At 72.6% G+C, this 12,909-nt stretch carries 12 protein-coding genes; 4 read left to right on the top strand and 8 right to left on the bottom strand.

Annotated features, from left to right (window positions below; translation table 11 throughout):
• From AB0E88_RS20715 to AB0E88_RS20705, 3 genes are all read right to left on the bottom strand, one after another.
• The gene (locus tag AB0E88_RS20715; protein WP_361632341.1) at positions 1 to 1,557 is read right to left on the bottom strand and encodes an ABC transporter substrate-binding protein; all 1,557 of its coding nucleotides are present in this window, start codon (positions 1,555 to 1,557) and stop codon (positions 1 to 3) included.
• Between the two features lie 152 nt (positions 1,558 to 1,709).
• Positions 1,710 to 2,942: a metallophosphoesterase gene (locus AB0E88_RS20710; protein ID WP_361632339.1), complete on the bottom strand. Its 1,233-nt coding sequence runs from the start codon at positions 2,940 to 2,942 to the stop codon at positions 1,710 to 1,712.
• A gap of 42 nt (positions 2,943 to 2,984) precedes the next feature.
• Positions 2,985 to 3,224: a hypothetical protein gene (locus AB0E88_RS20705; RefSeq protein ID WP_361632337.1), complete on the bottom strand. Its 240-nt coding sequence runs from the start codon at positions 3,222 to 3,224 to the stop codon at positions 2,985 to 2,987.
• Between the two features lie 91 nt (positions 3,225 to 3,315).
• On the opposite strand from AB0E88_RS20705, the gene AB0E88_RS20700 reads away from it, so the two are divergent.
• On the top strand, positions 3,316 to 4,584 hold the full coding sequence (locus tag AB0E88_RS20700; protein WP_361632335.1) for a D-alanyl-D-alanine carboxypeptidase: 1,269 nt from the start codon (positions 3,316 to 3,318) through the stop codon (positions 4,582 to 4,584).
• Here AB0E88_RS20700 and AB0E88_RS20695 read toward each other — a convergent pair.
• Positions 4,550 to 5,482: a YihY/virulence factor BrkB family protein gene (locus tag AB0E88_RS20695; protein ID WP_361632333.1), complete on the bottom strand. Its 933-nt coding sequence runs from the start codon at positions 5,480 to 5,482 to the stop codon at positions 4,550 to 4,552. The two genes, AB0E88_RS20700 and AB0E88_RS20695, sit on opposite strands and share 35 nt — an antisense overlap.
• Before the next feature lie 123 nt (positions 5,483 to 5,605).
• On the opposite strand from AB0E88_RS20695, the gene AB0E88_RS20690 reads away from it, so the two are divergent.
• Positions 5,606 to 6,958 (top strand): FAD-binding oxidoreductase, encoded by a 1,353-nt coding sequence (locus tag AB0E88_RS20690; RefSeq protein ID WP_361632331.1) that lies wholly within the window; start codon positions 5,606 to 5,608, stop codon positions 6,956 to 6,958.
• Between the two features lie 29 nt (positions 6,959 to 6,987).
• Positions 6,988 to 7,743: a decaprenylphospho-beta-D-erythro-pentofuranosid-2-ulose 2-reductase gene (locus AB0E88_RS20685; RefSeq protein ID WP_361632329.1), complete on the top strand. Its 756-nt coding sequence runs from the start codon at positions 6,988 to 6,990 to the stop codon at positions 7,741 to 7,743.
• A gap of 12 nt (positions 7,744 to 7,755) precedes the next feature.
• Here AB0E88_RS20685 and AB0E88_RS20680 read toward each other — a convergent pair whose 3' ends face one another.
• The 3 genes from AB0E88_RS20680 to AB0E88_RS20670 all read right to left on the bottom strand — a co-directional run bounded on the left by AB0E88_RS20680 (position 7,756) and on the right by AB0E88_RS20670 (position 10,441).
• Complete coding sequence (locus AB0E88_RS20680) at positions 7,756 to 8,328, bottom strand: 2'-5' RNA ligase family protein (RefSeq protein ID WP_361632327.1); 573 nt, start codon at positions 8,326 to 8,328, stop codon at positions 7,756 to 7,758.
• Between the two features lie 182 nt (positions 8,329 to 8,510).
• Positions 8,511 to 9,524 (bottom strand): tryptophan--tRNA ligase, encoded by a 1,014-nt coding sequence (gene trpS / locus AB0E88_RS20675; RefSeq protein ID WP_361632325.1) that lies wholly within the window; start codon positions 9,522 to 9,524, stop codon positions 8,511 to 8,513.
• A gap of 167 nt (positions 9,525 to 9,691) precedes the next feature.
• Positions 9,692 to 10,441, bottom strand: coding sequence for a VC0807 family protein (locus tag AB0E88_RS20670; protein WP_361632323.1), 750 nt, complete (start codon positions 10,439 to 10,441; stop codon positions 9,692 to 9,694).
• Positions 10,442 to 10,703: 262 nt separating this feature from the next.
• Between AB0E88_RS20670 and AB0E88_RS20665 the strand changes: the two genes are divergently transcribed.
• On the top strand, positions 10,704 to 11,441 hold the full coding sequence (locus AB0E88_RS20665) for a hypothetical protein (protein WP_361632321.1): 738 nt from the start codon (positions 10,704 to 10,706) through the stop codon (positions 11,439 to 11,441).
• 15 nt (positions 11,442 to 11,456) lie between these two features.
• Here AB0E88_RS20665 and AB0E88_RS20660 read toward each other — a convergent pair whose 3' ends face one another.
• Complete coding sequence (locus AB0E88_RS20660) at positions 11,457 to 12,908, bottom strand: glycine hydroxymethyltransferase (RefSeq protein WP_361632319.1); 1,452 nt, start codon at positions 12,906 to 12,908, stop codon at positions 11,457 to 11,459.
• Position 12,909: the final 1 nt, after the last annotated feature.

Below are 12,909 nucleotides of genomic sequence, written 5' to 3'. Positions count from 1 at the left end.
TCAGATCCACGTCAACTGCCACAGTCGGAACACGCCGTTGCCGTCGGACAGGTACTGGCCGCCGCTGACGTCCACGTCCGTGACCACGTACTCCTTGCTCTGCCACAGCGGGATCACCGGCACGTCGTCGGCGATCCGGGTCTGCAGGTGGCGGAAGGCCTGGGCGGAGCGGCTGCGGTCGGCGTACTGCTGCGAGGAGCGGATCAGGGCGTCGACCGTCTTGTCGCTGTAGCCGGTGTTCATGGTGGCGTCGCTGCCGACGAGCGGGCCCGTGAAGGTGTCCGGGTCGGGGTAGTCGGCGACCCAGCCGACGGCGTACGCGTCGAGTTTGCCGGTCGCCCAGTGCTTCTGGAAGTCGGTCCACTCGTAGCCCTTGACGTCGACCTGGAACAGGCCGCTCGCCTCCAGTTGCCGCTTGAGCTCCTTCGCCTCCTGCTCGGCGGCGCCGCTGCCGATGCCGTAGCCGTAGGTGAAGCGGACCGGCAGGCTGACGCCGGCCTGGGTGAGCAGGGCCCGCGCCTTGGCGGTGTTCTGCTTGGGGTAGCTGTCGAAGAACGACGCGGTGTGGCCGATGATCCCGGTCGGGATCAGCGAGTACAGCGGCTCCACGGTGCCGTCGTAGACGTCGCCGGCGAGCTGTTCGCGGTTGACCAGCCAGGCCACGGCCTGCCGCACGCGCGTGTCGTGCAGCGGGGCGCCCTTGTGGGTGTTGAAGTACAGGTTGCGGGTCTCGGAGCTGTCGGCCTCGTAGACGCGCTGGCCGGGGTCGCTGGCGTTGAGCCCGGCCAGCACGTCCGGCGGCAGCTGGCGGGTGGCGACGTCGACCTGCTTGGCCTTCCAGGCGCCCTGCAGTGCCGTCGGGTCCTTGTAGTAGCGCAGCTCGATGGGCGTGCCGGTGCTCTTGATGGCGCCCCGGTAGCGGGAGTTCGGCTTCAGTACGGCCTTGCCGCCCTTGGTGTACGACGCCAGCTCGTACGGCCCGGTGCCGTCGGCGGCGGTGCCTTCGCGCAGCTTGTCGGCCGGGTACTGCTCGGCGTCGACGATGGAGCCGGCGCCGGTGGCCACCTTGAACGGGAACGTGGCGTCCGGGGACGACAGATGGAAGGTGACCGTGCGGCCCTGGGCCTCCACCGAGGCGAGCGTGGACAGCAAGGACCCCGGCCCGACATCGGAGTTGATCTTCTTGATGCGGTCGAAGGAGAACTTCACGTCCTTCGCGCTCACCTCGCGGCCGCTGGGGAACGTCAGGTCGTCCCGCAGCTCGCAGCGGTAGACGCGCAGGCTGCCCGCGACGAAGGCGCAGCTCTTGGCCGCGTCCGGCACGGGCTGCGTACCGCCGGGCTCGTAGGTCAGCAACGACTGGAAGACATTGCTGAACAGCGCCCAGGAACCGGCGTCGTAGGCGCCGGCCGGGTCGAGCGACGTGATGGTGTCCGTCGTACCGACCACGATCGTCTTGTTCTTGTTTCCCTGTGACGGCAGCATCTGCCAGCCGGCCACACCGGCGGCCGCCAAAACGAGTACGGCCGCCAGGACGCGCATGCGAAGTGATCGCATGGTGGTGTTGCCCTCCCACGGGCCCGTTCCGGGCCCCCTGTGCATGTGCCACTCCCCCAAGTGGCGGCCACTCCCCTATTAGTGGCGCGGCTCAATTAATCACAGGAGTTTCATGCAGCGGAAGAGGATTTGGTTGATTCGTGAAGGTTCGCTCAGGCCTGTCGTGACGCCAGTTCGACGACCGTGATGTCCGAGGGGGCGCCGACGCGGGTCGGCGGGCCCCAGGCACCGGCGCCCCGGCTGACGTACAGCTGCGTGTCGCCGTAGCGCTCCAGACCGGCCACGGTCGGGTTGGCTGCCGCGGCGACGAGGTTGCCGGGCCACAGCTGGCCGCCGTGGGTGTGACCGGAGAGCTGGAGGTCGACGCCGTGCCGGACGGCCTCGTGGATCTGCACCGGCTGGTGGGCGAGCAGCACGCACGCGCGCGTGGTGTCCCGGTCGCCGAGGGCGCGGGCGAAGTCCGGGCCGTGGCCCTCGCTCTCGCCCTGGATGTCGTTGACGCCGGCGAGGTCGAACCAGGGCATCTCGGTGCGGGCGTTCTCCAGGGGGTGCAGACCGAGCCGCCGGACCTCCTCCACCCACTGCTCGGCGCCGGAGAAGTACTCGTGGTTGCCGGTGACGAAGTACGCGCCGTGCCGGGCCCGCAGCCGGGCGAGCGGGGCCGCGGCCGGGCCGAGGTCCTTGACGCTGCCGTCGACGAGGTCGCCGACGACCGCGATCAGGTCGGGCTGGGTGGCGTTGACCGTGTCGACGACCTTCTGCGCGAAGCCGCGGCCCAGGATCGGGCCGAGGTGGATGTCGCTGACCACGGCGATCCGGTAACCGTGCGCGGCGCGCGGCAGCTTGGCCAGCGGCACCGTGACACGTTTCACACTCGGCCCGCGCAGCACGCCGTAGGTGCCGTATCCGACGGTGCCGACGGCGGCTGCGGCCGCCGCCCCGGCGACGAAGCGGGAGACGACCAGGCGGCGGGAGGGGTCGGTGACGGGCAGCGGGGGCGAGGGATCGGCGGGTTGCGCGGGTGCGCCGGCGGGGACGGGTTCCGGTCGCGCCACGGCCGCCCCGCGCCGGAGCGGCAGCCGCAGCAGCAGCGGCCGCAGCAGCTCGCCGGCGAGGACGGCGAGCAGCAGGTAGACCGACAGGGCCAGCCACAGGAACCCCGGCCAGGCGAGGACGCGCTGGAGCCAGAAGGGGGCGCCGGTGCGTTCGGCGACGAGCGCGCCCAAGGCCGCCGCCCAGCCGCCGGCGATCAGGGCCGCGCCCAGGCGGCGGGTGCGGCCGGGCGTCTCGGTCGTGTCGCGGAACAGGCGCCGCCACACGTACCAGTTGGCCGACACGAGGACGGCGAGCACGAGCAGCGCCACGAGCGCGAAGACGATGACCACCGTGTCGTGTCCCCCGTTGACGGTCCGGTTCCGGCCGGTCGGCTATGACGTTCGGCGCAGTGCGCGCACTCCACGCAACCCGATGACCCCGATGGCCGTCCCCAATACGAAGGAAACGACCGCGAGCAGCAGGTGCACCCAGAAGTACGCCGTCGGGTGACCGTCGTCGAAGGCCAGCCCGCTGCTGTCCTTGATCAAGTTTTTGATGAAAGTGACCCAGATGACGAGACTCCACACCCCGAAGGCGAGCAGGAACCACGAGACCCGGCGGCTGAGCTTCATGGACCCAGTATCGCCGCCGCGTGTCCGGTTCCGTGTCCGGGGTGGGGGGCGGGGCGGGACTTCGGCGGGCGCGGGAGGTACGTTCTGCGTCGTGCCCGCTCACCGCAGGACCGGCAGGCGATCCCTGCTGGTCACCTCCGCGACCCTGTTGTCCCTCGCGCTGACCGCGCCGGCGGCCCTCGCCGCCCCGGCGCCCCCGCCCAGCCCGTCCGCCACTCCGCCGGCGTCCATGTCCCAGGTGGGCGGCGCGGAACTCGGCCGGCCGGGCACGCAGGCCAACCTGGCCGCCGGGGTTCCGGTGCTGCCCAAGGACGTCACCGCGCGCTCCTGGATCGTCGCCGACGCCGAGTCGGGTGAGGTGCTGGCCGCGCACAACGCGCACTGGCGGCTGGCACCGGCGAGCACGATGAAGATGCTGTTCGCGGACACGGTGCTGCCGAAGTTCCCCGCCTCCACGCAGCACAAGGTGGTGCCGAGCGACCTGGCGGGCATGGGCGCCGGCTCCAGCCTGGTCGGGATAAAGGAGAACGAGACCTACACGGTCCACGACCTGTGGCTCGGTGTCTTCCTGCGCTCCGGCAACGACGCGGTGCACGTGCTGTCGTCGATGAACGGCGGCGTCGAGGCCACCGTGAAGGAGATGAACCAGCACGCCGAGGAACTCCAGGCGCTCGACACGCATGTGGTCAGCCCGGACGGTTACGACGCTCCCGGGCAGGTCTCCTCGGCCTACGACCTGACGCTGTTCGCCCGTTCCGGACTGCAGAAGAAGGACTTCCGCGAATACTGCTCGACGGTGAAGGCCGAGTTCCCGGGTGAGACAAAGAAGGACAAGTCGGGCAAAGTGGTCCGCCAGCCCTTCGAGATCCAGAACACCAACCGCCTGCTGAGCGGCACCGACCACGACGTCCCCGTCTACCAGGGCATCGCGGGCGTGAAGAACGGCAACACCACCAACGCGGGCGCCACCTTCACCGGTGTCGCCGAGCGGGGCGGCCATGTGCTGCTCGTCACCGTGATGCACCCGGAGAAGAACGAGCACAACGAGGTCTACAAGGAGACCGCGCGGCTGTTCGACTGGGGCTTCCAGGCGGCCGGAAAGGTGCGGCCGGTGGGCGAGCTGGTGGCGCCCAGGAGCGTCGGCGGCGGCGCCCAGCCCGGCGCCACGGCCTCCTCGGGCACCTCGGGCGGCACCGCGTCGGGCGGGGTCTCCGGCGGCAAGGCGGCGGCGAGCGCGGCGACCGCGAGCGGCTCCGGCGGGATGGGGATCGCGCTCGGGATCGCCGGTGGGGCGCTGGTGCTGCTGGGCGGCGGCGCGTTCGTCGTCAACCGCCGTTGGCCTGTCGGGCGTCGGCGCTGACCGCTTCCTCCTCCTTCTCCTCCGCCTCGTCGGCGGCGACGCCCTCCTCCTCCTTGCTGAGCGTCGCCGTCCACGCGGCGCAGTACAGCAGCAGCTTGCAGGTGAAGTTGATCCACAGCAGCAGGGCGACGGGGACGCCGAACGCGCCGTACATGCTCTTCGCCGCGATGCCCTGGATGTAGCCGCTGAGCAGCAGCTTGAGCAGTTCGAAGCCGACCGCGCCGAGCAGGGCGGCGACCACCAGACGGTGGCGCGCGGGTTCGACGCCGGGCAGCAGGGTGAGCACGTACAGCAGGAGCAGGAAGTCGGCGAGGACGGCGACGGCGAAGGCCGCGACGCGCAGCAGGGCGCTGCCCCAGCCGTGTTCGTCGAGGCCGGCCTGGTGGGCGATCCAGCCGACGGCGGCGGAGGCGACCGTGGAGGCGGCGAGCGTGACGAGCACCGCGCCGCCGAAACCGAGCAGGATGCCGCCGTCCTTGGCCTTGCTCAGCAGGGGGTTCTCCTCGGTGTCCGGCAGCTCCCACACCGCGCGCAGGCAGTCCCGCATCTGGCCCACCCAGTTGATGCCGGTGAACAGCAGCACCGCGCCGGCGATGAGGCCGACGGTCCCGGCGTTGTCCACCAGGCCCTTGATGTCGAGCTGGTCGGAGATGCCGGGGACCTGCTGGGCGATCTTGTCCTCGAGGGTCTTCTGCTGGTCGGCGCCGAGCGTGCCGGCGGCGATCGCGGCGGCCACGGTGAGCAGCGGGAAGAGCGAGACGAAGCTGACGAAGGTCATCGCGGCCGCCAGCCGGGTCCACTTCACCCGGTCCAGCCGCTCGTACGACCGCCACGCGTGCGTCACCATCAGCCGCTTCAGGGGCGGTCCGATGACGGGGAGTCCTGTCAGCCAGTCCATGCTCGTGATCTCCCCTTGCCACGGCCGGCTGATGCACGGCCGTTGTCTCACTTATCACCCGTTTCGTGCAGAGTCGGAATGTTAGTAAACCAACGTCGCATATCGTGTCGATAGCGTCTTTTCATGGCAACCGACACCGTGCCCGTCACCGGGTGGGGCCGCACCGCCCCCACCACCGCCCGGCTGATCCGCCCCCGCGACTACGCGGAGGCCGTGGCCGCCGTCCGGGACTGCGGGCCCCGCGGAGGCATCGCGCGCGGGCTGGGCCGGGCGTACGGGGACTCCGCGCAGAACGCCGGCGGCCACGTGTTCGACATGACCGGCCTGGACCGCGTCCATGTCGTGGACGCCGACGACGGAACCGTGCTGTGCGACGCGGGGGTCTCCCTGCACCGGCTGATGCAGGTACTGCTGCCGCTCGGCTGGTTCGTCCCGGTCGTCCCCGGCACCCGCCGGGTGACGGTCGGCGGGGCGCTCGCCGGTGACGTGCACGGCAGCGACCACCCCGTCGCCGGCACCTTCTCCCGCCATGTGCTCTCCTTCGAACTCCTCACCGCCGACGGCTCCGTGCACACCGTCCCCCACGGCACCCCGCTGTTCGACGCGACCGCCGGCGGCCTGGGCCTGACCGGGGTGATCCTCACGGTCACGCTCCGGCTGCTGCCCGTCGAGACGGCCCTCATGTGTGTCGGCACCGAACGCGCGCGTGACCTCGACGAGGTGATGGCCCGCCTGGCGAACGCCGCCCGGCGCCACCGCCACGCCACCGCCCGCATCGACCTGCTCGCCCGCGGCGCCGCCACCGGCCGGGGCATCGTCACCCACGCCGACCACGCGCCGGCGGCCGCCCTGCGCCCGGGCACCCGCGCGTGGCAGGAACCGCCGTCCTTCCGCCCACGCCGGCTGCCCGCCCCGCCCGCCTTCGTCCCCGCGGGGCTGCTCGGCCGCACCACCGCGGCGCTGGCCGGAGAGCTGCGGCACCGCAGGGCGGCACGCACGCGTACCGAACTGCGCCCGATCAGCACCTCCTTCCACCCCCTCGACGGCGTCCCGCACTGGAACCGCCTGTACGGGCGCCGCGGGCTCGTGCACTACCAGTGCCTCCTCGGATACGGCGAGGAGGACACCCTGCGCCGGATCGTGCGCCGCCTCGCCGAACACCGCTGCCCGTCCTTCCCGGCCGTGCTGAAGCGCTTCGGGGAGACCGGCCCCGGCTGGCTGTCCTTCCCGGCGCCCGGCTGGAGCCTCGCGCTGGACCTCCCGGCGCACCTGCCCGGTCTCGCCGCCCTCCTCGACGCCCTGGACGAGGAGGTCGCCGCGGCTGGCGGCCGGGTCTGCCTCGCCAAGGACGCCCGGCTGCGCCCGGACCTGCTCACCGCGATGTACCCGCGCCTGGCCGACTTCCGCCGGCTGCGCGCGGAGCTGGACCCGGGCGGGGTGTTCACCTCCGACCTCGCCCGCCGCCTCGGTCTGTGACGACCGCCCGTGACCCCCAGGAGCCACTCGTGAAGGACGCCTTCGGTCTCCCCCAGTCCCTGCTCGTCCTCGGCGGCACGTCCGAGATCGCGCTCGCCACCGCGCGCCGGCTGATCGCCCGCCGCACCCGCACCGTGTGGCTGGCCGGGCGCCCCTCTCCCGGTCTGGAGCGGGCCGCCGGGAGCCTGCGCGCCCTCGGCGCCGACGTGCGCACCGTCGCCTTCGACGCCCTCGACCCGGAGGCCCACGAGACGGTCCTCGGCAAGGTCTTCGCGGAGGGCGACATCGATGTGGTGCTGCTCGCCTTCGGGGTGCCCGGCGACCAGGCGCGCGACGAACGCGAGCCGTCCGCCGCGGTCCGTGTCGCGCAGACCAACTACACCGGCGCCCTCAGCGCGGGCCTGGTCAGCGCCCGCGCCCTGCAGGGCCAGGGCCACGGCTCGCTCGTCGTGCTGTCCTCGGTGGCCGGCGAGCGGGCCCGCCGCTCGGACTTCATCTACGGCTCCAGCAAGGCAGGCCTGGACGCCTTCGCGCAGGGCCTCGGCGACGCGCTGCACGGCACCGGCGTGCACGTCATGGTCGTACGCCCCGGGAGCGTGCGGGCACCGCGGACGGACGGGCGGGAGGAGACACCGCTCGCGACGACGCCGGAGGCGGTCGCCGCCGCCATCGAACTCGGCCTGCGCCGCCGCTCGGAGACCGTGTGGGTGCCGGGCGCCCTGCGCGTGGTGATGACGGCGCTGCGGCACCTGCCGCGGGGCGTGTTCCGCAGGCTGCCGCTCTAGCCGGGCGGCCCGCTAGCGCAGGGAGCCCTGTTCCACGCTGCCGGCCTGGGGCGGGACCACCGCGCCGCCGAAGGTGAACTCGCGCAGCTTGCGCCACACACCGTCGGCGCCCTGCTCGTACAGCGCGAAGCCGGTGCAGGACCAGTCGGCCGCGTAGCCGGCGAGTTCCGCGTAGGCGCGGTCCATGGCGGCGTCGTCGATGCCGTGCGCCACCGTGACGTGCGGGTGGTAGGGGAACTGCAGCTCCCGCTCGACGGGACCGGAGGAGTCCCGCACCTGCTGCTGGAGCCGGGTGCACTCCTGGTCGCCCTCGACGACCTTGACGTACACGACCGGGGACAGCGGGCGGAAGGTGCCCGTGCCCTCCAGCCGCATCGGGAAGGGGCGGCCGGCCGCGGCGACCCGGGTGAGGTGCGCCTCGACGTCCGGCAGGGCCGAGGCGTCGACCTCGGTCGGCGGCAGCAGTGTGACGTGCGTGGGGATGCCGTGGGCGGCGGCGTCACCGAAGCCCGCGCGCAGCTGTTGGAGCAGGCTGCCGTGAGGCTCCGGGACCGCGATCGACACGCCGATCGTTACGGTCCCCACGTCGTCTCCTGTCGTCGTGCTGTCCCGGCGGGTCCGGGGCAGGGGTGGCTGCCGCGGCAGCCGTCGGTTATCGACTGTACGGCTGCCGCCGCGGTGTTGGGCGGGTGCGGACGTGTGCTGTACGGCTCACCGCGCAGGGTGAGCCGCCGTACTGTCTCCGCTCGGGTGCCGCTCCGGCCGGGTCAGTGCTTGGCCGGCAGGAATCCGACCTTGTCGTAGGCCTGCGCCAGGGTCTCCGCGGCCACGGCACGCGCCTTCTCCGCGCCCTTGGCGAGGATCGAGTCCAGCGTCTCGGGGTCGTCCAGGTAACTCTGGGTGCGCTCCCGGAACGGCGTCACGAACTCGACCATGACCTCGGCGAGGTCCGTCTTGAGCGCGCCGTAGCCCTTGCCGTCGTACTTCTCCTCCAGCTCGGTGACGCCCGCCCCGGTGAGGGTCGAGTAGATGCTGAGGAGGTTGCTCACGCCCGGCTTGTTCTCCGGGTCGAAGCGGATGACGGTGTCGGTGTCGGTGACCGCGCTCTTGACCTTCTTCGCCGTCGTCCTCGGCTCGTCGAGGAGGTTGATGAGGCCCTTCGGCGTGGACGCCGACTTGCTCATCTTGATCGACGGGTCCTGAAGGTCGTAGATCTTCGCCGTCTCCTTGAGGATGTACGGCTTCGGCACGGTGAAGGTCTCGCCGAAGCGGCCGTTGAAGCGCTCGGCGAGGTCGCGGGTCAGCTCGATGTGCTGGCGCTGGTCCTCACCGACCGGCACCTCGTGCGCCTGGTACAGCAGGATGTCGGCGACCTGGAGGACCGGGTACGTGAACAGGCCGACGGAGGCGCGGTCGGCGCCCTGCTTGGCGGACTTGTCCTTGAACTGGGTCATGCGGGAGGCCTCGCCGAAGCCGGTGAGGCAGTTCATGACCCAGGCGAGCTGGGCGTGCTCGGGCACGTGGCTCTGCACGAAAAGCGTGCAGCGGTCCGGGTCCAGGCCGGCGGCGAGCAGCTGGGCGGCGGCGAGGCGGGTGTTGGCGCGCAGGTCCGCCGGATCCTGCGGGACCGTGATCGCGTGCAGGTCCACGACCATGTAGAAGGCGTCGTGGGACTCCTGGAGGGCCACCCACTGGCGCACGGCGCCGAGGTAGTTGCCGAGGTGGAACGAGCCGGCGGTGGGCTGGATGCCGGACAGCACGCGGGGTCGGTCGGAAGCCATGGGCCCATTCTCTCAGAGCGGGAGGGTCGAACAGGAACGGGTCGGAAACAGGTGGGAACCGGATCGTCGCGCGCCGTGTAACAAGATCACAGCGGGTGGGACGACGAGCACAGGACGGGGCCGCCCCGGCCGGTGGCGGGCGCCGGGCGGGGCGGCGGTGCCGGTCGTCAGTCCCGGGCGGCGGCCAGGGCCGCGGTGCGTTCCTCGCCCTTGCGGCGGGCCCGCTTGCCGTAGAGGGTCGTCCACAGGGCGAGGGCGCCGAGCACGCCGTAGATCAGGACGGGGCTGAGGGAGACCATGGTGTCGGTGCTGAGGGTGTAGGCCAGCGCGATGCGGACCACGGCCTCCAGGCAGTAGGCCACGCCCCAGACCGTGGTCATGGTCCGTACGGTCGTGCGGAAGCCCTCGTACTCCCACAGGCCGTTCCACCAGGCGGTGCTCGCGGGCGTGCCGTCGGTGGCGAACTTGCGGCCGAAGTAGAACATCAGCGGGCGCGGCGCCGCCAGCGTGGCCAGGCACAGCAGCCCGAACAGCCCGGTGACGACCGAGTCCTTGATCAGCAGGGACAGGGCCGAGTGGGGGCCGACGACCGACACCACGGCCGTGATCACCAGGAACACCAGGGTCACCAGGGCGAACTCGTCGAGACGGCGCCGCCAGGCGAGGTGGACGGCGCTGTCGAGGACCGGCCAGGCACCGCTCGCGAGCAGCGCGGCGAACTCGCTCCAGCCGTGGTCGCGCAGCGCGTTGTAGGTGAGGATCGGGGCGGCCACGTTGAGCCCGATGGTGAGGACCCAGCCGCCCAGCGCGGCGCCCCGGGACCGGGCGGGAGGCGCGGGGCGGTCCCCGGCCGGTGCCGCCGGTGGTTCCGGCGCGGTCGGAGCGGCTGGTGCGGGCGTGGCGTCGTGCGCGGTCATCGTTCCCCCGATGCGTGCGTGTGAAGGCGGCCGGCGGCCGCGGGTGACGGCGTCCCGGTGCCGCGGGTCGGTGCGGTACGGCGGGCGCCGGGTGCGCCGCGCCGGGCCGGGAGCGGGGTTGATCATTCACGACCGCGATCCGCTTGCGCAACAGGTGGCGCAGCCTCCGCCTGTGCCGGGAGGGGGGACACCGGCGGGCCGGGGGGTGTATCAGAGGGGGGACGGGTCCCGGGCCGGGAGCGGATGAGCGGGTGGGGGCGGGATGCGGCGGCGACGGGGCGGACTCAGGCAACCGGCGGCGTTCACCGGGCTGTTCGTCGTGTTGTCGGCGCTGTTCGTGGTGCTGGCGGCCCCGGGGCCGGCCCTCGCGGCGCCGGTTGCTCCGGGGGCGCGCCCCGTCGGTCGTCCCGTGGCGCGGGCCGGCGCCGGGCCCGAGGAGCCCGATGTGGCCGTGGTCGTCAGGGCCGGGGCCGGGCGCACCGAGGCGTGGCATGCCGGGGAGGCCGCCTTCGACCGGCTGCGCGGTCTCCTCGACCCGGCGTACGGCGGTACGGAGCGGGTGCCCGAGGAGTGGACCCGGGGGCGGTATCCGCCGGTGCGGTTCACGGTGCTGTGGGGGCTGACCGGGGTCGGGGGCTGGCCGCAGACGCGGCGGGCGCCCGGCGGGGACGTGGCGATGCTGCGCCAGGACCAGCTGTTCCTGGCGGCGGACGGCACCCCGTGGGTGCGGAGCGATCCGGCACCGGACCTGCCGGACGACGACATCCGCTGGCACCGCGCGCCGCGCCCGGTGTACGACCGGCTGGCGGGCGCCGGCTTCCTCGGACTCGGCGCCGCCCCGGCCGCCGGCCACGGGGGCGGTGTGCGGGAGGACGCGGGGTGGGCGGCCGCGGGGCTCGCCGCCGGGGTCGCGGGGACGCTGCTGATACGCCGCGCGGCGGCCCGGCGCGGTGCCGGGCCGCCGCGGGGCGAGCCTCGTCAGGAGCTGATCGATGGGTGAGCCCCCGGCCCGGGGTCAGCCCAGGTCGATCTCCGGGTACAGCGGGAAACCGGCCACGAGGTCGGTGGCGCGGCGGGAGATCTCGTCGGAGATCTTCGCGTCCAGGACGTGCGCGGCCTTCGAGGGGGCGCCGGACTTCGTGGTGCCGGGCTCGGCGGCCGTCAGGACGCGGTCGATCAGACCGGCGACCTCGTCCATCTCGGCGGTGCCGAGGCCGCGGGTGGTGAGCGCCGGGGTGCCGATGCGGATGCCGGAGGTGTACCAGGCGCCGTTCGGGTCGGCCGGGATCGCGTTGCGGTTGGTGACGATGCCGGAGTCGAGCAGGGCCTGCTCGGCCTGGCGGCCGGTGAGGCCGTAGGAGCCGGCGACGTCGATCAGGTTGAGGTGGTTGTCCGTGCCGCCGGTGACCAGGGTGGCACCGCGGCGCATCAGGCCCTCGGCGAGCGCGCGGGAGTTGTCGACGATCCGCTGGGCGTAGTCCTGGAACGCGGGCTGCCGGGCCTCGGCGAGGGCGACGGCCTTGGCGGCCATGACGTGCGGCAGGGGGCCGCCGAGGACCATCGGGCAGCCGCGGTCGACCTGGTCCTTGAGGGAGTCGTCGCACAGGACCATGCCGCCGCGCGGGCCGCGCAGCGACTTGTGCGTGGTGGTGGTGACGATCTGGGCGTGCGGGACCGGGTCGAAGTCGCCGGTGAGCACCTTGCCGGCGACGAGGCCCGCGAAGTGCGCCATGTCGACCATGAGGGTCGCGCCGACCTCGTCGGCGATCTCGCGCATGATCCGGAAGTTCACCAGACGGGGGTACGCGGAGTAGCCGGCGACGATGATCAGCGGCTTGAACTCGCGGGCCTGGGCGCGCAGGGCCTCGTAGTCGATGAGACCGGTCGCCGGGTCGGTGCCGTAGGAGCGCTGGTCGAACATCTTTCCGGAGATGTTCGGGCGGAAGCCGTGGGTGAGGTGGCCGCCGGCGTCCAGGGACATGCCGAGCATGCGCTGGTTGCCGAACGCCTGGCGCAGCTCGGCCCAGTCGGCGTCGCTGAGGTCGTTGATCTGCCGGACGCCGGTCTTCTCCAGGAAGGGCGCCTCGACGCGGTCGGCGAGGACGGCCCAGAAGGCGACGAGGTTGGCGTCGATGCCGGAGTGCGGCTGGACGTAGGCGTGCCGGGCGCCGAAGAGTTCACGGGCGTGCTCGGCGGCGAGGGACTCGACGGTGTCGACGTTGCGGCAGCCGGCGTAGAAGCGGCGGCCGACGGTGCCCTCGGCGTACTTGTCGCTGAACCAGTTGCCCATCGCGAGCAGGGTGGCCGGGGAGGCGTAGTTCTCCGAGGCGATCAGCTTGAGCATCTCGCGCTGGTCGGCGACCTCCTGGCGGATGGCGTCGGCGACCCGCGGTTCGACGGCGCGGATGACGTCGAGGGCGGCGCGGTAGGCGGTGGACTCGGTGGAGAGGGGACCGTTGTCGGCCATC

The organism is Streptomyces sp. NPDC028635, assembly GCF_040637635.1.
Classification (GTDB): Bacteria; Actinomycetota; Actinomycetes; order Streptomycetales; family Streptomycetaceae; genus Streptomyces.
The sequence above is the reverse complement of the archived record's forward strand: the minus strand, read 5'-3'. Positions and strand labels throughout refer to the sequence as shown.